Origin of the sequence: Paenibacillus melissococcoides (genome assembly GCA_944800085.1) — a bacterium.
GTDB classification, from domain to species: Bacteria; Bacillota; Bacilli; order Paenibacillales; family Paenibacillaceae; genus Paenibacillus_B; species Paenibacillus_B melissococcoides.
The window spans coordinates 1,234,423-1,257,222 of the sequence record CALYLO010000001.1; the positions used below are offsets into that span (position 1 = coordinate 1,234,423).

Here is a 22,800-nt window from a genome sequence, read left to right on the forward strand (position 1 = left end):
GATTATTCGGCTTCCGTATAGGCGCGGTTGCGGAAGAACAGGGCGAGCGTGCCCGGGCCGGAATGGGCGCCGATCGCGCAGCCGATCGAGCCGGTCATGATGTTATGCATGCCGAACCGTTCGTTAATGATTTGCTTCAGCATCTCCATCGCTTCCGTATCGTCGCCGTGGGCGATGCCGATAAGCTGATCCTTGTCATCCAGATTGGCGCGCTGCTCCATCAGGTCGGCCAACCGCTGGATCGATTTCTTTCTTCCTCTGACCTTGTCCACAGGGATAAGCTTGCCCTCCTCCACATGCAGCACCGGCTTAATGTTCAGCAAGCCGCCGATCACGGCGGAAGATTTGCTTACCCGTCCCCCGCGGTACAAGTATTCCAGATCATCCACGGTGAAGACATGCTCCAGCCCTGCGGCCAAGGCTCGGACCTTGGACGCGAGACGCTCGCGGGACATGCCTTCGGCCGCCCAGCGCGCCGCTTGCTCGACGACGAGGCCGAAGCCCATGGAGGCGCATTTGGAATCGATGATATCTATCGCCGCGTCAGGATAATCCTCCTTCACCATATCGAGCATCATCCGCGAGGATGCGTATGTACCCGATAGCTCGGAAGAGAACGCAATGTAGATCGCTTCTTCGCCCGATTCCGCGATGGCCGCGAAGGTCTGCTGGAACCGTTCCATCGGAACTTGGGATGTTTTGTACACGAGCCCCTGGCGCATGCCGTCGAACATTTGCTTCGGTTGTATCGTAACGCCGTCCTCGTATTGATTCTGATCGAGGGTTACGATGATCGGCAGCACCGTGATGTTCAGTTCCTCGAGGACGGACCGGGGAAGATCGATCGCGCTGTCTGTAAGGATTCGAACTTGATTCATGAGGATACCTCTCCTTAACAAGCTTTTTCTTTTATCATACCATGTCTTGGCCAGATTCGATGCGAAAAATGCGTGCCGGCGAAATCCCGCGTCATATTTGGCGCTCCTGCCTCATACCCGTAAACGAACCGGTTGCGGGGGTATCCTCGCGCGGAGCATGAGGAAGGAGAGTGAGAGGGAGCATGGCGAAAAACAAACGGGGAAAATCGCTGTGGAAGGTGCCGGCGCGCGGGAGAGGAACCTGTCCCGTCTGTTCGAGCACGCGAATCAAGCTGCTGTACAGCCGGACGAAGTCCGACGGCAAGGAATTGAAGGTATGCAAGAAATGCTATCAGGCCGTCCAGGAACGGATTGACGCCTGTACCGGCTGAAGGCTGAGGGCCGGCACCGATGCGGGGCCAGGGGCTGAGTATGCTGGTAGACGATCACGAAGCTTTTTTTCTGCCGGAAAAGGCTAATGCCCGCGCTTTGCGTCATTCTCCCTTCAGCTCAGTCTCGTGCAGCGGCTGAGGGAAGGGGGGGAGAGAGACGGGAGATGATTCTGCTTCGGGCTCCTTCCGAGCCCGAAGCGGGTCCCCCTTATTGGGGGACTGTATCAGTTCCTACACCATTCGATTACTGTGCCGCTTTGGCAATCGAACGGAAGGCGAGGAGCGTCTCATATTCATTTTCCAAAAACTTCGGATCTGTGCTCGTCTTGACGATGCGACTCCAGCTTGCTGGTCGACATAAATATACTGCCCCCAAATGCCGATGGCGCTGAATTCCGTGCCGTCGCTTCCGAGCGGAACCCACCATTGATATTGATAACCGAATTCTGGTGACGCAATTCCGGGCTCAAGCTGCTTACGGTCCGGCATGACCAATTCTTTTATATACGAAGGTATTACTAAAATGTAAAGTCCCATACAGGCAGACCGCCCCGTCCGAGGCTCATTAATGCGAGATGAATGGCGCTTGTCTTATCCATGCGGGATCCTCTAGCTCGCGGATGAGAAAAGCTGCAATATCGGAGTTCGTTATCGACAATCCGGGCATATCATGCAGATCGACTTTGATATTGCCTTTGCAGGGTCCTTCCTTGACGAACGGCAAGCGAATAAGCGACCAATCGATATTCCGGTTCTGCAGGAGGATATCCAGCTCTTTGCGCTTATCCGACATCAACTGGGGAAAAAGCAGATCGAACGCCCGGGCTCCGATCCGGTTGGCAAGGCGCTTCTTGTCTCCCGGAACGTCAAGCGAGCCCCCGCTGACTCCGATGTAGCGCCGTATCCCGTATTCCTGCATCACTTGAAGAAGCTGCGAAGTAACGATGCTGTAGATCGGGACGGCCCTAACGGGCTGCCCCAATGTATTGATGACGGCATGACAGTCTTGCAGCAGATCGCGAACCGACTGAATGTCCTGCGCGTCTCCCTGCCTGATTTCGATTTGTTTATCCGCTGAAAGCATGTTTGCAGCCTGTCTTGTCAGCATCCGTACATGATACCCTTTTTCGGCCGCAGTGCGCGCAATATGGCGCCCGACCGTTCCGTTGCCGCCGATCAATGCGATGCTTCGAATCTGTTCCATAATTCCTCCCTTCTGGACTCTGTGCGACGTGCTAAGTCCGGCCGAAAATGATGACAACGTCGATAGTAGTTTACATAATGGTAGATTACGTATTGGCTAGATTACGTCTATGGTAGATAGGTACGATCCTGCAGGAGGAAGGTTCCGGTAATTTTCTGCGGGCGCTATGTCGGGAGCCGGCAGCGTCGTCCATCCCTTAATGGTTTACAGTCAACGGATAAGCGCCACATAGAGTTGTAGCTTGGTGAAACGGCTGCCCTGACCTGACGGGATAGTATGACTGAGCGGGATAGTGAACGTATGGCTGACCAAATGGGATAATGAACAGAAGGAGGAAGGCGACAGAGAAGAGGCGCTGAATCAAAGCGGACACTCGTTTTTTTGTGTCAATCGTCTGTGAAAATGTCACTTTAACTGTGCTATGAAAATGTCACTTGTGTGATCAGAGGTCAGCTTTACCAGGTGACCTCTGCATAGCTATTATGTTGTGAATACATTGCATCTTGGAACGAACTGTTTTTTGTGGTACGCTTATTTTTAGTGGTATCATACGTGGTTTTCCACGGATGATTCTGGGCGGGTTTGCGCGGGGACGCAGAACTCGCCTTTTTTGATCAGGACTTCTTGCGCTGTGGCTTGTTAGTTTCTTTCCGTGCCCAGGGCTGGCCTTGGTGCCACAATAATACGTCCCCTGTTAACGTCTCCCGCACTTCAACCGTCGTTTTTGCATCTAGACGAAGGGAAGCAGGCTGGGCAAGGGTATAGCACTTTCCGTTGTACGATAGGGTGTTTCCGGTCCCGAGTTGCCGATAATTGCGAAGCGTGAACACATGATTTAAATCGATAGATGGATCAAGTTTCAGGTAAGCCGAATCGGTCATTTTAGGCTCTATAGCAAATTTGTGATTGTGCTTCTGCAATAGGCTAGGCAGAGCCGCGTTCGCCTCTTCCAGCGTCTTGATGCCAAGAAGCCGCAGTTCGATCACCAAGCGATCCTGGAAGGTTTGCCAGAGACGCTCTACCCGTCCCTTGGCTTGCGGTGTAATTGCCTTGATGTGCTCAATATGCAAGTCAGCCATCGCTTTGCCGAAGTGGGAGAGCGGTTTGGTCTCCCCAGCGAGCTCTTGCTCGAGCGTCAGCTTTTCGTTAGGCGACCGGAAAATCGTATGCCGATCACTGTAGAGCCCAAGGGGAATCCCGTATTTTTCTATTCCTTGCTGCATGACAAGGGAATAGGCCTCCCGGCATTCGTTCGGACGAAAGACGGCACCGACAACCGTACCTGTTGCATCGTCAATCGCAGCATGCAGCGTAAAGGACGGAGCCCGATCCTCCAACCATGCATAAGGAGTTGCGTCAATCTGCCACAGCATGCCGGCTTGCGGTTTGCGTTCCCGTGGCGGATGGGCTTTACTGCGGCGCCGTTGCTTGGCCTGCTTAAGCCCACTAGCCAGAAGGATACGTCTCACGCTGGAAGCGCTCAGTGTCAACGATTCACGCTCCTGCAGAAGCTCTGCGAAGTGACAGCAATTGCTTCCGTAATACTTGGCTGTGTACAACTCAATGACTCGTTCCTTCACTTCATTGGGTAGGGCGTGGCGTGGCCGTTTCCCCCGATTCTTGTGTATAAGTTCTTGTGCCCCTTTTCCGGATTGGTATTTCTTCTTCAGCCGAATGACTTGGCGTTCTGATAAACCAAGCGCTGCCGCTCCCTCCCTATTGGTCATCCGCCCATCTATGATTTTCTCCACAACGGGTACCTTCTTCATTTTTGCTTTCGTCAATGTCATTATCTCCTGTCCCATAGTGACATTATCTCAGAACAGTTATAGGGTGACATTATCACAGAAGAACAACAAGAATGGAACGGAAATGTTGATTTCTCGGCTCGCGCACGATATAATGAACGACATTAACCGCATATCAAAAGACGATGATCGGGAGAGTACCGTACGTGGAGCCGTCAGCAGAGAGCCGGAACAGGTGGAAGCCGGCACGGCAGCGTCAGGGAAGCGGACCCGGGAGTTGAATGCCTGAACCGAAGCCGCCGCGCAACCTGGGGGAGGGGCGGGAAGTAGGGCATTCCGGCGCAGCCGTTATTCGGGAATAAGGGGAACCAGGCATCAGCATGCCCGGTTCAATGAGAGTGGTACCACGGATCCAATGCCTCCGTCTCTTTGCAGACGGGGGCTTTTTCTATTTTCATGAACTTGTAATGGAGGTTGTTGTCATGTTAAAACACGCTGCAGCCGAGCTGCTGCAACCATTCGTGCAATTGCCGATGGAGGAGCTGCTGCGCAGTCTGGAGCTGCCGCCGAAGCCGGAGCTGGGCGATTATGCGTATCCTTGCTTCCCGCTGGCGAAGCAGCGGAGACAGGGCCCGCCTCAGATTGCGGCCGAGATCGCCGCGCAGGTGAACGAGCGGGGCCGGGACGGCGTCCGCGCCGAAGCGGCCGACGGATACGTCAATCTGTTCTTCGCTCCGGCCATCCAGGCGCCGAAGCTGCTAGAGCGCATGCTCCAGCCCGATTATGGACGCTTGCAGACCGGAGCCGGCAAGCGGGTCGTCATTGACATGTCGTCCCCGAATATCGCGAAGCCGTTCGGCATCGGGCATTTGCGCTCCACGGTCATCGGCAATGCGCTGGCCAATCTGTACAGACAGGCCGGGTATGAGGTGGAGAAGGTGAATCATCTTGGCGATTGGGGCACCCAATTCGGCAAGCTGATCGCCGCTTACAAGCATTGGGGCGATGAAGAGGCGCTGCGCCGCCAGCCTATAGAAGAGAGTCTGAAGCTATATGTGAAGTTCCATGAGGAATCGGAGCGGCAGCCGAAGCTGGAGGACGAGGCGCGCGAATGGTTCCGCAAGCTGGAGCAGGGCGATGCGGAGACGCTCTCCTTATGGTCGTATTTCGTCGATGTGAGCATGGAGGAATTCAACCGGGTGTATGAGCGGCTGGGCGTTCAGTTCGATCATGTGCTTGGCGAGAGCTTCTACAACGACAAGATGGGGGCGGTCGTGGAGCGGCTGACCGAACTTGGCCTGCTGGAAGAGAGTGATGGCGCCATGGTCGTCCGTCTCGATGAGGAAGGCATGCCGCCTTGTCTCATCCTGAAATCGAACGGCACGACAATCTATCCGACGCGCGATCTGGCTACGGCGATCTACCGGAAGTAAGTGATGGGCGCCGACAAGCTGCTGTATGTGGTCGGCGCGGAGCAGCAGCTTCATTTCCGCCAAGTGTACGCGGTGCTTCGCAAGATGGGGTATGCCTGGGCGGAGGATTGCGAGCATGTCGCCTTCGGCTTGATGACCTTCAACGGCAAGAAAATGTCGACGCGAAGAGGCAAGGTCGTCTTTTTGGATGAGGTGCTGAATGAGGCGGTCGGCAAAGCGATGGCGATTGTCGAGGAGAAAAACCCGCAGTCTCCGGACAAGGAGAGCATTGCGGAGGCAATCGGGGTCGGGGCAATCGTGTTCGGCGATGTGAAGAACAGCCGGATGCTGAGCGTGGACTTCCAGCTGGACGAGGCGCTGCGCTTTGAAGGGGAGACGGCCCCTTATATGCAGTACACGTACGCGCGCACACTGCGTCTGTTGGAGAAGGGGCAGGAGATCGCTACGGGCGCACAGGACGATGCCGCAGCAGCCGCTGCGCCGCTTCCGGGCCTGCATTTGTCCGGCCCGGAAGCATGGGCTTGCGTGAAGACATTGTCCCAGTTCGAGGAGACGGTCGCCGCCGCCGTCCAACACAACGAGCCTTCGCTGTTCGTGCGCATGCTGTTGGAAGTGGCGAAGCAGTTCAACCGCTTCTATCACCATGAGCCGATTCTGGTGGACGATCCGGAAGCGAGAAGAGCGAAGCTGGCGCTGACGTCCGCCGTCTCGAGCGTGCTGCGCCAAGGGCTGCACATTATCGGAATTCAGACGCCCGCATGAATATAGCGTTTGGGACGTTACGGATTACGGGCCGCTGCCTCACCGAGGAGCGGCCCGATACATGCGGGGAATAGCATTAGTAAGCGCGATTCGTATAGGAGCTCGCCCCGTAGGACGGCTGAACATAGCTAAGGTTGGCGGCGCTTTGCATCGAGTGCTCCATTTGCTGGCAGAGCTGGGTTACTTGCTGCATTTGCTGCATCGCCGTCTGATGGCCTTGCAGCGCCGTCTGGATAACTTGCACCGCTTGGCGCTCGCGCTGAGCCAGCTCTTCCAGACGGGAAGCGTTTTGCTGCTCCTGCTGCATCAATTGCTGGTACATTTGCGATGCTTGTTGCGTTTGGCGCATCATTTGGGTAATGATTTGCTCGCACTGATTGATTTGGGAAGAGATAGATGCATTGTACATCGTGTGTGCCTCCTAAGTGTTGTTGGTAGTTGCATACTTGGTTAGTGTTGCGCATGCATGAGAAATTATGCATAAATCAATTTTTTTACCGCTTCAAATCGTTACATGCATATGAAAACGCTTTTATAGATTTTGGTCAGACCGTTTTCTATAATAGAGTCATATGATTTCATAACGATGACATATGGATGGAGGAGTGGCAATGATGACCCACAAACTGCGCTGGGGCATACTCGGGTGCGCCAGCATTGCGATGCGCGCCGTCATCCCTGGCATCCGGGCTTCCGAGACGGGGGAAGTGGCGGCAATCGCTAGCCGCGAGCTGCTCAGAGCGGAGGAGACGGCCCGGAAGCTCAACATTCCGCAGGCGTACGGCAGCTACGAGGAGCTGCTCGCCAATCCGGGCATCGACGCCGTCTATATTCCGCTTCCGAATCATCTTCATATGGAATGGACGATCCGGGCGGCGGAGGCGGGCAAGCATGTGTTGTGCGAGAAGCCGATTGCGCTGACGGCCGGCGAGGCGAAGCGGATGGCCGCGGCTTGCCGGGAGGCGAACGTGCTGCTGGCGGAAGCGTTCATGTACCGCCACCATCCCCGCTATGCCCGCATTCGCGACATTATCGGGTCGGGGGAGATAGGTGAGGTGCGCGGCATTCACGGCGCGTTCACCTTCAATAATGCCGGCGATGCCGGCAATGTGCGGTACAAGAAGGAATGGGGCGGCGGATCGATTTATGATGTCGGCTGTTATCCGATCAGCGCCGCCCGGTATGTGCTCGGCACGGAGCCGGTCGCTGCCGCGGCGCAGGCGTTCTTCTCCCCGGATCACGGGGATGTGGACATGATGGCGTCCGGGCTGCTGGAATTCCCGAACGGGGTGGGCTTGACGTTCGATTGCGCCATGTGGGCAGCCTCCCGCAACACGCTGGAGATTCTCGGAGCCGACGGGCGGATCGTGCTGCCCTCGGCCTTCGTCGGCAATCCCGCGTTTACTGTACACGGCGTGAACGGAACGCGGGAAGAAACGCCGCCGGAGCTGAATACCTATGCGCTCCAGGCCGACAATTTGGCGCGGGCCGTCTGGGGCGAGGAGAGCCTGCTGTTCGAGCCGGAGGATGCCGTGCTCAATATGAAGGCGATCGAAGCCTGCTTGGCCTCCGCCCGGGAGCGGCGGCGAGTCGTCATCCATGATAGGTGATGGACAGGGGAGGAGGATACCGAATGAAGATGCTGGACATCCAAGGGCTGGAGCAGCCAGTATCCCGCTTAATCATGGGCTCGGACTTTTTTACGCCGGAGACGTATGATCATGTGGCCCAGGTTCTTGATGAGTTCACGGAGCTGGGCGGCAATACGACGGCCTACATTTATTGCGGAGGCAAGAGCGAGCAGGCAATCGGCATGTGGCTGGAGGAGCGGCGGAACCGGAAGGACATCCGGATCTGGACGAAGGGGGCCCATCCGAATCAGCATGGCAAGCAGGTGAACCGGCAGGCGATTCGCGATCAACTGGAGCAGAGTCTGGAACGGCTGCACACCGATTATGTCGATCTATACGCGCTGCATCGGGACGACCCGGACGTGGAAGTGGCCGTCATTCTCGATATCTTGAATGAGCTGGTAGAGGAAGGCAAAGTCCAGGCTTTCGGGGGCTCGAATTGGACCTGGCACCGGCTGGAGGAGGCGAACCGGTATGCGGAAGCCAATGGTCTGCGCGGGTTCTCGTTCAGCAGCCCGAACTTGAGTCTGGCCAAAGCGAAGGAACCGTATTGGCCGGACTGTATCAGCGCGGAAGCGGAGACCATCGGCTGGCACCGCCGTACGGGGCTCCCGCTTTTGTCCTGGTCCTCCCAGGCGCGAGGATTTTTCACGGGCCGCTATACGAGAGAGGATTGCCCAGACCCGGATCTTATGCGTGTCTTCTACAATGACGCGAACTGGGAACGATATGATCGGGCCAGCAAGCTCGCCGCGAGCAAAGGAGTCGAGACGATTCAGATTGCCCTGGCTTATGTCCTTCATCAGCCGTTCCCGACGGGAGCCATTATCGGCGCCCGGAACCGCGAGGAGCTAGAGTCCTGCTTCGCGGCCGCACGGCTGTCGCTAACCGAACAGGAAATCGCCTGGCTTGATTTACAGCCCGCCTAAGTTTGCAACCTTAAGAATCACCCGTTGTCCCGTCAGGGAGGGCGGGTGATTTGTCGTATGTAGGCGAGGCGGAAGATGGGACAGCGTATGACGAGGCCCGTAAAAATCGGTCTCCTGCGAGGAATCGACAAGCAAAACGGGACAAACCCTTCATGCAGCAGCTGCTTCTCCACACTGGCGAAGGCCGTCTTTTTCATCGAAAAGGGAAAGATAAACTGATGCAATGCGTATGTAAAGTTTTCTCCTCTAACAAACCCTTGACAATCAATCGCGAATGTGAAAAAATCTAACTAACGTTAGTTAGGTACAAGGAATGGGGGAATGGCGCATGACGGCCAACCGTATTTTGGAAGCTGCGTTGGAGCATTTCGCCGCGAGCGGATACGAAGGAGCCGCTCTGTCCGATATCGCCCGCCAAGTCGGTATTCGAACGCCATCGATTTACGCGCATTTCAAGAACAAGGATGATCTATTCTTGAGTGTCATCGACAAGGCGGTCGCGGATCAATTGGAGCGGCTGGCGGATTATTTCGCTCAGCAGGGGGAGCAGAAGGCAATTGATGATCAGCTGTATGGCCTGATTGTCGATTACGAGGAACGGTATCAGAGCGACAGCAATGTGAAGTTCCTGCTTCGCATGATGTTCTTTCCGCCGCCGCCGCTGCTGGGCCCGGTCATTGATCGGGTTAATGGCTATCTGGACGAAATGGAACGAATGCTGGCCGGAGTATGCGAACAGGGAATGACGAGAGGACAACTGGCCAAGCTCGAGCTGAACACCGTTATCGCCGCCTTCATGTGCTTGCTGGACGGGGTGCTGGTGGAAATGCTGCTGGGGGGGCCGGTGCGCTTCAAGAAGAGGCTGGATGCGTCATGGACGATGTTCCGGCGCAGCATCGCCCCGTAATCGGGCGGCGATAGATAAGCCATACTACGTAGAGAGCCGGGCAACAGGAGAGGTGAGACGATGAATATTCATTGGGTCAAAGTATTTATCGCTGCATTTTTTGAAGTGTTTTGGGTCATTGGCTTGAAGCATGCCAGCAATGTATGGGAATGGATAGGCACAATAATCGCCATCCTCATCAGCTTCTACGTCTTGATCATGGCGGGGAAGAAGCTGCCGGTAGGCACCGTATATGCGGTGTTCGTCGGTCTGGGGACCGCCGGAACGGTGTTCTCCGACATTGTTTTCTTCGGCGAACCGTTCAGCGTCTCGAAGGTTCTCCTTATTCTCTTGCTCCTGGGCGGAGTTATCGGCCTGAAAATGGTTACGAAGGAGAAGGACAAGGAAGGAGCTGAGGCATAGATGGCTTGGATCTCGCTGCTGCTGGCAGGGATATGCGAAATGGTTGGGGTAACGATGATTAACAAATTCCATGCGGAAAAAACATGGCAGTCCGTCATATATATGATGATTGGTTTCGGAGCGAGCTTCGCCTTCTTGGCTTATGCAATGGAGACGCTTCCGATGGGGACCGCCTATGCGATCTGGACCGGTATCGGCGCATCGGGCGGCGCCATTGCCGGCATGCTGGCCTACGGCGAATCGAAGGATTGGAAGCGGATTGTCTTTATATGCATGGTGCTGGGAGCAGCCATCGGTTTGAAGCTTGTATCTTGATCTAATGTGATATTGTCAATTCAGCGCCAGCGTGCGTTGCGGGTAATCCCGGTCTATGTGGCCGGGATTTTTTTTGTTGGTCGGGGGGCGGATGGGGTGTTGCGCTGCTCTTTAATCCACTCTCCCTTCCAATCAGCAGCCAGGATTTATCACGTTACATGGAAAAAGCCAAAAAAGGGATAATCGTATCTTCTTGGTTTGTCGAATGGGTCGGGTACTCTGTAAGCACGCTTATGCTCATTCTCCCCTTGACTCAGAAGCATGCATGAAAAGCGGAGATGAGGATTCAATTAGGCGGCCGCGCGCGCTGTTTTTCAATAGACCAGAAGACACAGCCTTCCCCCATGGGGGCTCCTGTTCCTTAACTTTGAAGGATCAGGATAGTCTGTGCTGATGGAACGGGATACCTATGCAAAGGCTGCTGACGGAACGGGAGAGTGATGCAAAGGCCTGCTGATGGAATGGGATAGTGGAGCAAAGGCTTGATGAAGAAATGGGGGAGCGATACAAACGGCCGTGCTGACGGAGATGGATAGCGATGCTTTGGCTAGCTGACGGTAGGGGATAGCGGCAAAAAGGCCGGAAACGAGAACGTACGAGAACATAGTGTGAACAGGATGAGAACGTAAGAAGGAATGCGAAGAAAAATTTGGTTACCAGCAAACTTTTTCCTCGTCCAATGAATCTATTAAGTAGGTACATAAATGAGGAGGAAATTATACTATGGCATCCTATCGAAAAATGAGTGCCATGCTGGCCGTATTATGCATGCTGGTCATGACATTGCCGGCGGGCCGCTTTCCTGTCGGACGAGGAAGGGAATCAGGCGCAGGTGAAGGGCGAGACCGGGGAAGTATCGATGGCGGTCCTGCATATGAAGGGGGAGCAAGTCGGAGAGGCATTGAGGTCGGCTGCTGTCAAGGCCGTGAAGGAGCTGGAGCCGGCATGGAAGAACGTCACATTCAATCATGCGCAGCGTACTTATCACACAGACCGTGAAGTATATACTTCCTTGAGCGGGGATTCGTTCTCGGTAACTTTTGATGGCGGCGATGTATCGAGTATTCAATTGACGTATTCCTATGCGAATATGCCCCAGGCGGTAAAAGCAGGAGCAGAGCATTTGCTGAAAGTATTGGGTAACCAGTCTTTTTCCGTCAAAAAAGCGGTGATGTACTCTTCGCAGAATAAGCTGGAGTGGAGGCTCGAGGCAAGGAATAACAGCACCAAAAAAAGTGTTCTTATCTCGATCAGCGCCGTTGCCGGGGAAGTGGCCAGCTCTCGCTAGCTCTCAAAGTCGGTCGAGTGTTCAGGATAAGCCGCAGCACGCGGACAAAGAGAAGCGGCAAACGATGGAGTGGGCGACAAAAGGAAGGCAAGGCCACGGCCGCACCAAAACAGGCGAGCTCTGACATTCAATATGGACATATAAGAAAATAGGGCATGCATTTGCTTTCCGGCGGGTGCGTGCTTTTTTATGAAAAAACTTGAGTTATCCGGCATAATGCTTGCCGCACTTGGACCAGTTGGGGCACCGGCAGAGACTAACGCGCCAGCCAACGGATCGAAGAAGACGGCACAGAAGCAATCGCAGGCAGGGAACACCATTTCGGAATTGGACGCGAAGCTGCTGGAAACCGCTCAGAAAACGATGCGCCAACTGGCGGGCAAGGATGTAAAATTGGCGAGCGCCACGGAGTTGAACGGCACATGGTTCATTTACCCGGACGGGGGAGTGCAGTCGGGACAAGTCGTTATGAACGGGAAGACAGGCAATGTAACAAGCGCCCGTGCTGAGTTGTCGTTTGGGGATTGGAGTGCTACGATGCAGAAGCAGGCAATGGATGCGCTGAAAAATATTGATCCGGCCAGAACGTTCACGTTGGACAAGGTACAGCGTAACATATCATTCTTCGGCACTGAGGATGATGGCATTATCCATACTTATGTCAGAGGCAAGGATGCCAATGTTCAGTTTGCCAACGACAAGCAGACGTATGCCAGCGTCGCTTATGACCCGGGGGCCGTCGATGAGAAAGTGCGTCAGACCGCTGAACGCGCAGTCCAGGTTGGCGGACGAGCGTTCGAGGCGAAGCGGGTATCGCGTACGCAAGGCGAAGGCCGGGATGTATGGCGATTCGACAGCGAAGCCACAAGCAAAGGCTCGATTTCGGTAACGATGGGCGCAAAAACGGGGAAGGTATGGGGCATTTTTAATTCCTATGATTCGACTCCGATGGATGCGAAAGTGAATAAGCAATTCCTGCACAATGTGAAGGAAAAGGATGCGGTATCCGCGGCAGCCTCCGTCTCGAAAAAAGTGTTCGGCATCGATGTGCAAGGCTACGCGGTCAAGCGTGATATAGAGCTTGCGAATGTGTTCCATTTCACGAAGCAGGGATCTCCTTCCATTGAAGTCGGGCTGAATATGAGCAAACAGGCGACGCTGTTCCGAGTCACGCCAGTCAAAGCCAGCAGGATGAACTAGCGTAAAAGCCCGGCGTTCGGCGTGATGTGATGCGAACCGTATAAAAATTTTTTTGCTTCAAAACTATTTGTGGCCTCCGCGCATCTAAGTGATGACCCGAAGGAGGAGGAATTATGGATCAGAAGATGCTGATTATCCGTGCGCAGCAAGGCGATTCGGACAGCTTCGCGCTCGCGGTTCAGCAAATTCAAGACCGATCGTTTCGCATCGCATACAGTTATTTGCATGATGAGGGAGCCAGTATGGATGCGGTGTGCGATGCCGTAGAGAAGGCGCTTATCAATATCAAAAAATTGCGAGATCCGGATAAATTCAATACATGGTTTACGCGAATCGTGATTAATCAATGCAAGCTGCACCTGCGGAGAACGAAGTCTATCGTCTATACCGAGGATGAAGTGGTGATGGGCTGCGCGGCTAGCCCGCTCACGGATGGAATGCTGGATCTGCACGCGTTGTTGCACAAGCAGCCGCCATTGACGCGCATGCTTATCCAGATGAAATACGTGCAAGGATATACGCTGGAAGAAATCGCAGAGATGACAGAAATGCCGATCGGCACCGTAAAGACGAAAATCTACAATAACGATTAAATTTTTCAAGCAGCAAATGGTTCCTGAAATAAAGGAGGCAAGATGCTAATGGAGTACAGGGACGAGGAGATTGAAAAGATGCTGGAAAACTTGCCGGAAGTTCCTGTACCTGCTGAATTGTCACGGCGGATTACGGAGCGCATAGACAAGACGGTGCGCCGCCGCAGCAGAACGAAAGTGTTGCGCCGCAGTATGGGAGCGGTCGCTGCCGGCTGGGGAACGAGCTGGAAAGTTATATGGCGACACTTCCGGAGTTGGACAAAGTGCATTTCTCGGACGGCAGTACCAGTTCGACGACGTACCCGGTCGATACGGCGGAGGAGATGAACAAGCGGGGACAGCAATCGGATGATGTGGTTACGCGGACGTATGACAAGCCGCTCTCTCCGGAGTTCGTGGAACAGTTAAAGCAGGGCAGCGAAAATTTGACCGTTCGGCTGACGAAGGTGCGGCGGAACGAAGAGTACAAGGTCGTCGAGTCGGAATCGGAAGACATTCAGGTTCCTTTAGGGATCGAAAATATAAAGCCGACCCAACGTGGTCAGGGAAAATTTGATTTTGCGGGACGAGAGGGGCAAAGTATACCCGATTCGTCAATCCGGCAATCTGCGGGAGTTGGTGAACGGCGTCAGCCGCAGCAGATGACGCTGGAATTGAAAAGATTATATGTCACCGATGCCAAAGCAACAAGCGCGTTCCGCGTCCGTCCGGACGGGAAATTCCCGCAGAAGGTTCCGTATGAAGGCAAGGATATTACGATATTGGGCGCCGATTATGACGACAAAGGGGTGCTTCATCTGAAGGTGCAGCCGGACGAGGCGGGGAACAATCCTTGGCGCAGCGCTTTCCTGACTTTTGAGCCCTAAATAGAAAAAGGTTAGAAGGGCTGGCCTGTAAGCACGCTGCTTATAGGTCAGCTTTTTCGTTGTCATAGACCTATTTCTGTCACTATCCGCGTATACGCGAACATAAATAATAGAGAGGAGTATCCGAGGAGCGGATTTCGGCGCCGGCAGGCTGCAGGCCTCGACGCCTCCAGCAAGGCGCAGCGATGGGAGGGTGCTTGATGATTGGCTTTTTGATCTGGGTGCTGAGTTGGGTATGCTTGTTCTGGATAAAAAAACGACATGCGCTTGACGGAGCGGCCGGAGCGTGATACGCTGGCTTTGTTTTTATTAATCGTAATAATTACTAAATAACTGGAATAGTATAGGACAAGCTCTCCATTCGGCCTTCGTCGTCCCGGAGAGAAGCGGGAAAAGAGGAGGTAACTAGTTATGAACGTCCTGTTCCGTTACGGAACATATGCGGTGACGGTGGTCTGCGCAGCCATGCTGTATCTTGTATTCACGAATCAGAGCCTGGCTGGCGTATCTGTTCCGGTCGATCCGGATTTTCTGAGCGGCGTAACGACAATCGGCATCAGTCTGGTCATCGAGGCGCTGCCTTTTCTTATGCTGGGCGTCGCGGTGTCGGCCATTTTGCATGAATTCGTGCCGGAAGGGGTCATTGCGCGCTGGATTCCGCGTCATCCGCTGGCCGGAGTCGTGGCGGCGTCTCTAATCGGAGTGCTCCTGCCTCTGTGCGAATGCGGGATGGTGCCGGTCGTGCGGCGGCTCATTCAAAAAGGAATGCCCGTCTACATCGGGGTAACGTACATATTGGCTTCGCCGATTATCAACCCGATCGTGTTCGCCTCGACGTCGATGGCTTTCCGCAGCCAGCCCGAAATGGCTTATTATCGGATGGGGCTGGCGTTCGTCATCGCGGTCGTGATCGGTCTCGCGCTGTATGCGACCGTTAAGCGGAATCCGCTTAAGGATGCGGCGGGGGAACAAGAATATGCGGGAGGCTGCCGGCATGGGGGACATGAGCCGCATCAAGCCGAACATCAGCTTCCGGCGAAGGCCCCGCTGCGAAGGAAGCTGCAAGCGAGCGTCTATCACATGGGGGACGAGTTCCTCGATATGGGCAAATATTTGTTAATGGGCGCGTTCATCACGGCATTCATCCAGAACGGCATCGGGCGGGATTGGCTGGCTTCGGCAGTGCCGGAAGGAGTTGGCTCTCATCTGTTCATGATGGGATTCGCGTATCTTATCTCGCTCTGCTCGACATCGGATGCGTTCATTGCGGCCTCGTTCAGTTCCTTGTTGGCGCCAGGAGCGCTGCTGACCTTCCTCGTCTTCGGACCGATGCTGGATCTGAAGACGTCGCTCATGCTGGCCGGCGTCTTCCGCGCCCGGTTCGTCGCCGGACTCAGTCTCCTGATCGCGGTCACGGTGCTGGCCTGCTCGCTTCTATGGCAAGCTCTGTTCCTGTAAAATCCCGCTGATGCCTGGCGGGGAGCCCTTTATTTTATCCCGATAAGTCCAGCGGTATGATGTCAAGTCCCTGATTTATGAGAATTGGAAAATTTCCTTGGCGTGCAGCAGGATCAATCCCAAAAAAGGCATCACCAAACTAGACCCAGTCGAAAATTAAGTAAAATACCATAATTTAACTGGGAATTAGAGAAGAAAATTCTTGAGCCAAGGCATTATTGCTCTGTCGGCTTCACCTTCCTTCTGGGCGTATAGAGTTGGTCGTTGCGTAGCAGCACATCGACCAGACGCACAAGTTTTCTTGCCGTTAAGACGAGGGCACGTTTGTGTTGATGCTTAGGGACTTCATTGAATTTCTTCCGGTAGTACTCCCCGAATTCCGGGTCGCGGTTTTTTACCGAGTTGGCAGCTTCAACAAGGTAGTAGCGAAGGAATCGGTTGCCGGAACGAATGCGCTTTGTATCTTCCGCCTCGAAGGAGCCGGATTGGTGCTTGCGCCACGTCAGACCCGCATACTTGGCCAAGGCGGCTTGATCCGTGAAGCGGTCGATGTCGCCGATCTCGGCCAGGATGCCTGCGGCATAGACCCGATCAATGCCCGGAATGGAACGGAGGCACTGGCTGCTGGAAATGCCGTCTAAAATGCGCTCAATCGCCTTGTCGAGCTCTTTAAGCTGACGCTGGATGCTCCGGATCGACTGAATTGAGGTGCCCAGCACCAAATCAATGGAATCCTCGACAACCTTCGAGAGGCGGTACGAGGCCCGAGCCGCCTTTTGAATACAGCGGGCGACGTGTTCGGGATCGGGGAAACGATTTCTCCCCTTGTCCTTTAGATAGTCAGCCAAATGGGCGACATCCATATTCCCCATCTCATCCAGGCTATACTTTTCCGAGAGCATTTCCATGATGGCATGGCCGAACACGGAACTGTCCACTTCCGCGCGAAAAGCATTGCACTTATAGAACAGATTTTGCAAAAAGTATTGCTTCTCGCGGGTGAGGTTGTGTACGAGATGGAATCGCATGCGAGTGAGCCGCTGCAAGGCGATGTACTGTTCCTGCATCACGATAGTCGTCGTGAGTCTGCCAAAACGCAGGCGGTCTGCAATGATCCAGGCATCGATGCGATCGGTTTTGTCCAGGTCGGCATAAGCGTCTTTGAATTTGTTAATCAGCTTCGGATTAATGGTGAACACCTTGGCATTCAATTGTTGAAGGGCCTCATCCTCATGCAAGTACATGGCTGGATGCCAGCTGTAGACGGATGTGGCTTCAAGCCCGATATGAACCTCAGAGCAGGCTGTCTTGACCGCAGCAGAAATGATGCGATCCCGCAAGTAAGAGGCGCCGTGCAGATTGTTGGTGGTCTTGAAGGTCTCCAGGGTGTCGCCATCCGATTTCATCAAACAGGCTTCCAGTTCTTCGGAACTGACGTCAATACCGACAAAAAGCTTCAAGAGAATTCCTCCTTTCTATAAGGGATTCAGGGAACGGACTCTCCGGACTGTCTCCGGCGGACTCGCCGATCAATCACCCTCGCATATGAGAACACGCTTCGGTTCATGAGCTGCCCCGACGCTGCTACAGTCGGGCATGAGTTGCCGAAGGGAACAGCCAGCGGGTAAGAAGTGCAAGCGAGTACCGGAGAAACAGACTTAAAAAGTAGATTGGACTACAGGAGTGAAACGAATTTCCCCGAATGGAACCCTAAGTTCCATTGTCCGGAGACATTCCGGAAAGTCCAGTCCCCATATTAATTTTCAATGTGCAAGCTGGAAATTTTGAAGGCATTCTATGTTCCTATAAAGGACTGGAAAAAGACTCAAAACTGCCTTTAGGAAATACTATACGAGGAGTAATTCGCATGTCCCTACGGAAGCGCCCATGGCGGCAGGCGCTGGTCTATTTGCTGCAGTCGGTCATTATGTTCGCCTGGTCCTTATTCATCTTGTCTCTGTTCTGGCAGGACAAGGTGCAGTATTATATCGCCCCCCGCATGGAAATCTGGGTGCAGTGGGGAACCGCTGCCCTCTATGTGCTGGCCGCTTTCCAGCTCTATCGGGCGCTGATCCTGTTCTTCTCGCCGGAGGAGGAGGCCGGGCATGCGGATTGCGGCTGCGATCATCACCCGGGCGGCTTCCGCATCGGAAGGCAGGCGGGCTGGTCCCTTGTGTTTGTGCTTCCGCTGGCGGCGGCCGCGCTGCTGCCGGTCTCCCCGCTTGGCAGCGCGATGGCGGAGAAGAAGGGCGTGCAGTATTCCATCGCCCAGGAGCGGACAGGCGGCCCGGAGCGGGTTCGGATGCCGGGCACGGCGGGACGGTCCTCCGGAGCCCTCGCGGAAGGAATGTCTTCGCCGGAGCTTCCGCTTGTGATGGTGGATGAGCCCGGGGCGACGCCGCAGGAAGCGGGGGAGCCGGAGGCTGGCGGGCAGGCCGCGGAGCAGGAGGAAGAGATGCTGTGGGACGGCCGGTTCCCTTATGACCGGTACACGCTGATCTATGCAAATCACGCGGCCAAGCTTATTGACGAGCAGGAGATCAAGATTCCGGAAAAGCTGTTCATCGAGACGATTACGACGCTTGATCTATATAAGGAACAGTTCCAAGGGAAAAAGATTACGCTGCGGGGCTTCGTTCACCGGGACGAGGGGATGGGACAGAACCGGTTCGCCGTCGTGCGCTTCGCCCTGGAATGCTGCGCGGCCGATGCGTTCCCGTACGGCATCATGACCGAAGTGCCCGCTGCGGCACGGTTCGCCGATGACAGTTGGGTTGAAGTGACCGGCACGCTCTCGAAGCTGAAGCTGGACGAGGATACGGAAGTGATGAAGCTCGAAGCGGAGAACGGCGGCATTCGGCTCATCGAAGCGCCGCCGGATCCTTATGTATATATGAACGCGGACTTTTATTTCGATAAAAAATAAAGCGGGGGCGGGCCGGATGAAGGCCCGCCTGAAGCCGTTTGTCTCTGGGCCGGGGGACAGGCTGGGCTTCCGCATTGACGCAGCGAGGGAATGATGGTAATATACCCATAGGGGTATACAGCGAAATGATAAAGGAGGAGCTGCGATGTTTGGATGGCTCTTCAAGTCCCGGGCGAACAAGCCTTCTTCGATTACGGCGCAGCAGCTGGAAGCGCTGCTGCCGCTGCAGGACGCGGTCATCGTGGATGTGCGCGAACCTTGGGAGTATGCCCAAGGCCATATTCCGTCCGCGTTGAACCGGCCTCTGTCCGGGCTTGCCGCCAAGGTGAGCGGCATCCCGCAGGGGAAGAAGCTGTACGTCATCTGCCAGAGCGGGATGCGAAGCGCCCGGGCGGCAGGATTGCTGCGGCGGCATGGTTATGCGGATGTCGTCAATGTGCGCGGCGGCATGAACCGGTGGACGGGACCGCAGAAATAATCTCTTTTTTTACATTATTATATACCCTATAGGGTAACTGGGGAGTGGATGGATGATGAAACAGCGCAAAATTGTGATTGTCGGCGGAGTGGCGGGCGGCGCGACGGCGGCTGCCCGGCTGCGTCGTCTGGATGAGCACGCGGAGATCATCATATTCGAGCGAGGGGAGCATATTTCGTACGCGAACTGCGGGCTTCCGTACTATATTGGAGGCGTCATTCCGAAGCGGCAGTCTCTGCTCGTGCAGACCGCCCAAGGCATGTCGAAGCGGTTCCGGCTCGATATTCGGACAGAGCAGGAAGTGACGGCCATCGATCGCGAGCGCCATATGGTCTCCGTTCGGAACGTCAAGACGGGGGAGCAGTACGGGGAGTCGTATGACACGCTGATTCTGTCTCCTGGGGCGAAGCCTATCGTGCCGCCGATCGAAGGGTTGAATGAGGCGAAGCAGACATTTACGCTGCGAAGCATCCCGGATACGGACCGGATTAAACGGCATGTGGACGAGACATCGCCGGAGCGGGCCGTCATTGTCGGCGGGGGCTTCATCGGCCTGGAGATGGCGGACAATCTGGCCCATCGCGGCATCGCGGTGACCGTCGTAGAAATGGCTGATCAAGTCATGGCACCGCTCGATCCGGAAATGGCGGCCATCGTGCATCATCATCTGCGGGACAAAGGAATTGAGCTTATATTGGGGGACGGGGTCAGCGCGTTCCGGGACGAGGGGCATTCCATCGTTCTCGCCAGCGGGCGCGTGCTGCCGACGGATATGACCATCCTGTCGATCGGTGTCCGGCCGGAAAATGATCTTGCTTGTTCGGCGGGACTGGCGCTCGGCGAGAGAGGCGGCATTCTCGTCGATGAATATTTGCGCACGGAGGATCCCGATATTTGGGCCATCGGCGACGCCATTGAAGTGAAGGATTATATTCACGGCACGCCGGCGATGGTGCCGCTCGCTTGGCCGGCGAACCGTCAGGGCAGACTGGTGGCGGATAACATCTACGGGAAGGGACAGACGTACCGGGGCACGCTCGGGACCGCGGTGGCGAAGGTGTTCGATCTGACGGTTGCGGTGGCGGGCAGCAATGCGAAGACGCTGCAAAAGCTGGGCGTTCCGTATGAATCCGTCCATATTCATCCGGCTTCCCATGCCGGATACTACCCTGGCGGGTCTCCCATCTCGCTCAAGCTGACCTTCCATCCGGAGACCGGCGCCATTTATGGGATTCAGGGCGTCGGCAAGCAGGGCGTGGACAAGCGGATCGACGTGGTGGCCACCGCCATCAAGGGCAATCTGACCGTGCATGACCTGCCCGATCTTGAACTGGCCTATGCGCCGCCATATTCGTCGGCGAAGGATCCGGTCAATATGCTCGGCTATGTCGCCTCCCATATTGTCGACGGCGATGTGAAGGTCGTCCACTACGACCAGATTGACCGGATGGTCCGCGAGGGCGCCTGCCTCATTGATGTACGGGAGTCCGCCGAGCGGGAAGCGGGCTATATCGAAGGCTCGATCCATATTCCGCTGGGCGATCTCCGCAGCCGGCTGGACGAGCTGCCGCGGGATCGGCCGATTGTCGTCAGCTGCCAGGTCGGGCTGCGCGGTTATCTGGCAACCCGCATCCTGGACCAGCACGGCTTCGAGAGCATGAATCTGAGCGGCGGGTATAAGACGTACGCGGCCTATTATGAGGGCCGGAATCCGGCAACCGCCTGCGCGAAGTAAGCGGGAGGCATAATCGTCCGGGCAATCACAGAGTATCGCATAGGGACAGGGGCGTGATGGCTGATCACGCCCCTGCCCGCGTTGCAGGAAAAGACGGGACGAACGCTGGCAATCTGTGGTAGGATGTGGAAAAGGGGAGGCGGAGGAATTGTGATGACAGCGGAACTGTTATATGACCCCAGTGCGAGGCCCGATAGCGGCGAAGGCTCGAGGCTCGCTCGGCCAGCCGGGCGGGAAGCTCCTCCGGGCCGCGGCGGCGCGTCGAATGTCATCAGATGTCCTTAATGTAGCCTGGCATCGCTCCGGCCGCTATGCTAGAGTTACAGTAGAAGGGACAGATGTCGGCCTGGACGCCGACGCGCAGGCTCCCGGCTTATGGGGATTTTGTGCGGACGCGAGATGCCTGAGCGGGATGGAGAGTTTCTTTTTGGCGAAAATTGTTACCGATAACTCCGTCCCGGCTTAGATGTTCATTCCTTATTCCGGCTGCCTCGTCCCGGCCAGCTACGCAGATCTACAGCAGATGAAGGAGCGAATAGACATGAAGCAGCACAGTGCATTGCAGGGCATTATTCCGCCGGTCATTACGGTATTCGATGAACACGGTCAGCTCGATACCGCAGGCATGGGGCGGATGATTGACTTTTTGACGGAAGCCGGAGTTCACGGCTTGTTTTTTCTTGGCTCGGCGGGTGAATTCTTTCACATGTCGGCTGAACAGCGCAAGCAAGCCGCTGAATTCACGATCCGTCATACGGATGGGCGCCTTCCGGTTCTCATCGGAACCGGATCGAGCCGCACGGACGAAGCGATCGAGCTCAGCCGCCACGCCGAGTCGGCCGGCGCAGATGCGGTCGTCGTCCTCAACCCGTACGCCGCGAAGCTGAGCGACGATCAGCTCTACCGTCATTATGCCGACATCGCTGAATCGGTGTCGTTGCCGATATACATTTACAATTATCCGGGACTGACCGGGCAAGAAGTGAAGCCGTCCGTCGTGGCGGCCTTGGCCGCGGCCTATCCGAACATTGCCGGAGTCAAGCAGACGGTCCAGCAGATCGAGCCGATTTTGGAGGTGATCCGCGATGTGAAAGGGCAGCGTCCGGAGTTCGCGGTGTTCGCCGGCTACGATCATCTTTTGCTGGACACGCTGATCGCGGGAGGCGACGGCGCGGTTCCGGCGAGCGCGAACTTCGCGCCGCATCTGACATGCGGGCTGTACGAGGCATACCGGCGCAGCGATCTGGCGGCCATCGCCGATATTCAGCGCAAGCTGTTCCGAATCGTGACGGAGGTGTACCCGTTGGACGCCCCGTTCTTCCATACGATTAAGGAAGCGGTCCGCGCCTCCGGCGTTGATATACCGGCCCATGTCATGCCGCCGGCCCGGCCCCTGGCCCCGGAACTGCGGCGTGAGCTGCGGCGGCTGTTGGATCGCCATAAGCTGCTGCGTATCCGTCAAGGAAGCTGAATGAAGAGCGGCTTCCCGACAGCCAGGGAGCGGCTTGAGAACGAGCCGGGTCCCGTGCTGCGGCCATGAATCCGGCCGAAATGCTGAAATGCGGCGAGCCCTTGTCCACTCCCGTTGGACCAGGAGAGCGGCTTTTCTGGCGTTCAGGGAAGGAAGGCGTTCCTTCCGCCTATCACAATTGTTAAGCTCTTCTTCATCTTTTCTT

General features: G+C 55.6%; 20 protein-coding genes, 2 pseudogenes and 1 other annotated feature. Of the genes and pseudogenes, 16 read left to right on the plus strand and 6 right to left on the minus strand.

The window, feature by feature from the left end:
- Window positions 1-2: 2 nt before the first annotated feature.
- Window positions 3-878, minus strand: coding sequence for a DegV family protein (locus OCY70_RS05625; RefSeq protein WP_261944710.1), 876 nt, complete (start codon window positions 876-878; stop codon window positions 3-5).
- A gap of 182 nt (window positions 879-1,060) precedes the next feature.
- Here OCY70_RS05625 and OCY70_RS05630 point away from each other — a divergent pair, with 182 nt between their 5' ends.
- Window positions 1,061-1,249, plus strand: a complete 189-nt coding sequence (locus tag OCY70_RS05630; RefSeq protein WP_213429297.1) for a hypothetical protein — start codon at window positions 1,061-1,063, stop codon at window positions 1,247-1,249.
- A gap of 231 nt (window positions 1,250-1,480) precedes the next feature.
- Here OCY70_RS05630 and OCY70_RS05635 read toward each other — a convergent pair whose 3' ends face one another.
- The 3 genes and pseudogenes from OCY70_RS05635 to OCY70_RS05645 all read right to left on the minus strand — a co-directional run bounded on the left by OCY70_RS05635 (window position 1,481) and on the right by OCY70_RS05645 (window position 4,237).
- Window positions 1,481-1,738, minus strand: a complete 258-nt coding sequence (locus OCY70_RS05635; protein WP_261944709.1) for a hypothetical protein — start codon at window positions 1,736-1,738, stop codon at window positions 1,481-1,483.
- 76 nt (window positions 1,739-1,814) lie between these two features.
- The gene (locus tag OCY70_RS05640; RefSeq protein ID WP_213429298.1) at window positions 1,815-2,453 is read right to left on the minus strand and encodes an NAD(P)-dependent oxidoreductase; all 639 of its coding nucleotides are present in this window, start codon (window positions 2,451-2,453) and stop codon (window positions 1,815-1,817) included.
- A 455-nt stretch (window positions 2,454-2,908) separates the two neighbouring features.
- Window positions 2,909-4,237, minus strand: a pseudogene (locus OCY70_RS05645) (ISNCY family transposase).
- 140 nt (window positions 4,238-4,377) lie between these two features.
- Window positions 4,378-4,633: a binding site (T-box leader), on the plus strand.
- A 50-nt stretch (window positions 4,634-4,683) separates the two neighbouring features.
- On the opposite strand from OCY70_RS05645, the pseudogene argS reads away from it, so the two are divergent.
- A pseudogene (gene argS / locus OCY70_RS05650) lies at window positions 4,684-6,396 on the plus strand (arginine--tRNA ligase).
- A 76-nt stretch (window positions 6,397-6,472) separates the two neighbouring features.
- On the opposite strand, the gene OCY70_RS05660 reads toward argS, so the two are convergent.
- On the minus strand, window positions 6,473-6,805 hold the full coding sequence (locus OCY70_RS05660; protein ID WP_213429300.1) for a hypothetical protein: 333 nt from the start codon (window positions 6,803-6,805) through the stop codon (window positions 6,473-6,475).
- 202 nt (window positions 6,806-7,007) lie between these two features.
- On the opposite strand from OCY70_RS05660, the gene OCY70_RS05665 reads away from it, so the two are divergent.
- From OCY70_RS05665 to OCY70_RS05710, 10 genes are all read left to right on the plus strand, one after another.
- A complete protein-coding gene (locus OCY70_RS05665) occupies window positions 7,008-8,006 on the plus strand; it encodes a Gfo/Idh/MocA family protein (RefSeq protein ID WP_373871487.1) in 999 nt (332 codons plus the stop codon).
- Between the two features lie 23 nt (window positions 8,007-8,029).
- Complete coding sequence (locus tag OCY70_RS05670; protein WP_213429301.1) at window positions 8,030-8,956, plus strand: aldo/keto reductase; 927 nt, start codon at window positions 8,030-8,032, stop codon at window positions 8,954-8,956.
- 328 nt (window positions 8,957-9,284) lie between these two features.
- Entirely contained in the window at window positions 9,285-9,863 is a 579-nt protein-coding gene (locus OCY70_RS05675) for a TetR/AcrR family transcriptional regulator (RefSeq protein ID WP_213429302.1), read from the plus strand.
- Window positions 9,864-9,923: 60 nt separating this feature from the next.
- Window positions 9,924-10,265 (plus strand): DMT family transporter, encoded by a 342-nt coding sequence (locus OCY70_RS05680; RefSeq protein WP_283776771.1) that lies wholly within the window; start codon window positions 9,924-9,926, stop codon window positions 10,263-10,265.
- A complete protein-coding gene (locus OCY70_RS05685) occupies window positions 10,266-10,580 on the plus strand; it encodes a DMT family transporter (RefSeq protein ID WP_213429303.1) in 315 nt (104 codons plus the stop codon). It abuts the gene before it with no gap.
- Window positions 10,581-11,412: 832 nt separating this feature from the next.
- Window positions 11,413-11,868: a hypothetical protein gene (locus OCY70_RS05690; protein ID WP_213429304.1), complete on the plus strand. Its 456-nt coding sequence runs from the start codon at window positions 11,413-11,415 to the stop codon at window positions 11,866-11,868.
- Window positions 11,869-12,057: 189 nt separating this feature from the next.
- Complete coding sequence (locus tag OCY70_RS05695; protein WP_213429305.1) at window positions 12,058-13,068, plus strand: hypothetical protein; 1,011 nt, start codon at window positions 12,058-12,060, stop codon at window positions 13,066-13,068.
- 113 nt (window positions 13,069-13,181) lie between these two features.
- A complete protein-coding gene (locus tag OCY70_RS05700) occupies window positions 13,182-13,661 on the plus strand; it encodes an RNA polymerase sigma factor (RefSeq protein WP_249725349.1) in 480 nt (159 codons plus the stop codon).
- A gap of 236 nt (window positions 13,662-13,897) precedes the next feature.
- Window positions 13,898-14,527, plus strand: coding sequence for a hypothetical protein (locus tag OCY70_RS05705; RefSeq protein ID WP_213429306.1), 630 nt, complete (start codon window positions 13,898-13,900; stop codon window positions 14,525-14,527).
- Between the two features lie 411 nt (window positions 14,528-14,938).
- Window positions 14,939-15,985: a permease gene (locus OCY70_RS05710; RefSeq protein WP_213429307.1), complete on the plus strand. Its 1,047-nt coding sequence runs from the start codon at window positions 14,939-14,941 to the stop codon at window positions 15,983-15,985.
- A gap of 215 nt (window positions 15,986-16,200) precedes the next feature.
- Here the strand turns inward: OCY70_RS05710 and OCY70_RS05715 are convergent, their stop codons facing one another.
- Window positions 16,201-17,445 carry an IS110 family transposase gene (locus tag OCY70_RS05715; RefSeq protein ID WP_261944707.1) on the minus strand — a complete coding sequence of 415 codons (1,245 nt, stop codon included), beginning with the start codon at window positions 17,443-17,445 and terminating at the stop codon, window positions 16,201-16,203.
- Between the two features lie 407 nt (window positions 17,446-17,852).
- Here OCY70_RS05715 and OCY70_RS05720 point away from each other — a divergent pair, with 407 nt between their 5' ends.
- The 4 genes from OCY70_RS05720 (at window position 17,853) to OCY70_RS05735 (ending at window position 22,595) form a co-directional block, all read left to right on the plus strand.
- Entirely contained in the window at window positions 17,853-18,911 is a 1,059-nt protein-coding gene (locus tag OCY70_RS05720; RefSeq protein ID WP_261944706.1) for a TIGR03943 family putative permease subunit, read from the plus strand.
- 145 nt (window positions 18,912-19,056) lie between these two features.
- On the plus strand, window positions 19,057-19,389 hold the full coding sequence (locus OCY70_RS05725; protein ID WP_213429069.1) for a rhodanese-like domain-containing protein: 333 nt from the start codon (window positions 19,057-19,059) through the stop codon (window positions 19,387-19,389).
- A 55-nt stretch (window positions 19,390-19,444) separates the two neighbouring features.
- Window positions 19,445-21,124 carry a CoA-disulfide reductase gene (locus tag OCY70_RS05730; RefSeq protein ID WP_213429099.1) on the plus strand — a complete coding sequence of 560 codons (1,680 nt, stop codon included), beginning with the start codon at window positions 19,445-19,447 and terminating at the stop codon, window positions 21,122-21,124.
- Window positions 21,125-21,665: 541 nt separating this feature from the next.
- Window positions 21,666-22,595 (plus strand): dihydrodipicolinate synthase family protein, encoded by a 930-nt coding sequence (locus tag OCY70_RS05735; protein ID WP_213429071.1) that lies wholly within the window; start codon window positions 21,666-21,668, stop codon window positions 22,593-22,595.
- Window positions 22,596-22,800 lie beyond the last annotated feature (205 nt).

Coding starts and splice junctions, on each gene's coding strand:
- OCY70_RS05625 (WP_261944710.1), bottom strand. CDS start 878: ATGAATCAAGTTCGAATCCTTACAGACAGCGCGATCGATCTTCCCCGG.
- OCY70_RS05630 (WP_213429297.1), top strand. CDS start 1,061: ATGGCGAAAAACAAACGGGGAAAATCGCTGTGGAAGGTGCCGGCGCGC.
- OCY70_RS05635 (WP_261944709.1), bottom strand. CDS start 1,738: ATGCCGGACCGTAAGCAGCTTGAGCCCGGAATTGCGTCACCAGAATTC.
- OCY70_RS05640 (WP_213429298.1), bottom strand. CDS start 2,453: ATGGAACAGATTCGAAGCATCGCATTGATCGGCGGCAACGGAACGGTC.
- OCY70_RS05660 (WP_213429300.1), bottom strand. CDS start 6,805: ATGTACAATGCATCTATCTCTTCCCAAATCAATCAGTGCGAGCAAATC.
- OCY70_RS05665 (WP_373871487.1), top strand. CDS start 7,008: ATGATGACCCACAAACTGCGCTGGGGCATACTCGGGTGCGCCAGCATT.
- OCY70_RS05670 (WP_213429301.1), top strand. CDS start 8,030: ATGAAGATGCTGGACATCCAAGGGCTGGAGCAGCCAGTATCCCGCTTA.
- OCY70_RS05675 (WP_213429302.1), top strand. CDS start 9,285: ATGACGGCCAACCGTATTTTGGAAGCTGCGTTGGAGCATTTCGCCGCG.
- OCY70_RS05680 (WP_283776771.1), top strand. CDS start 9,924: ATGAATATTCATTGGGTCAAAGTATTTATCGCTGCATTTTTTGAAGTG.
- OCY70_RS05685 (WP_213429303.1), top strand. CDS start 10,266: ATGGCTTGGATCTCGCTGCTGCTGGCAGGGATATGCGAAATGGTTGGG.
- OCY70_RS05695 (WP_213429305.1), top strand. CDS start 12,058: ATGAAAAAACTTGAGTTATCCGGCATAATGCTTGCCGCACTTGGACCA.
- OCY70_RS05700 (WP_249725349.1), top strand. CDS start 13,182: ATGGATCAGAAGATGCTGATTATCCGTGCGCAGCAAGGCGATTCGGAC.
- OCY70_RS05705 (WP_213429306.1), top strand. CDS start 13,898: ATGGCGACACTTCCGGAGTTGGACAAAGTGCATTTCTCGGACGGCAGT.
- OCY70_RS05710 (WP_213429307.1), top strand. CDS start 14,939: ATGAACGTCCTGTTCCGTTACGGAACATATGCGGTGACGGTGGTCTGC.
- OCY70_RS05720 (WP_261944706.1), top strand. CDS start 17,853: ATGTCCCTACGGAAGCGCCCATGGCGGCAGGCGCTGGTCTATTTGCTG.
- OCY70_RS05725 (WP_213429069.1), top strand. CDS start 19,057: ATGTTTGGATGGCTCTTCAAGTCCCGGGCGAACAAGCCTTCTTCGATT.
- OCY70_RS05730 (WP_213429099.1), top strand. CDS start 19,445: ATGAAACAGCGCAAAATTGTGATTGTCGGCGGAGTGGCGGGCGGCGCG.
- OCY70_RS05735 (WP_213429071.1), top strand. CDS start 21,666: ATGAAGCAGCACAGTGCATTGCAGGGCATTATTCCGCCGGTCATTACG.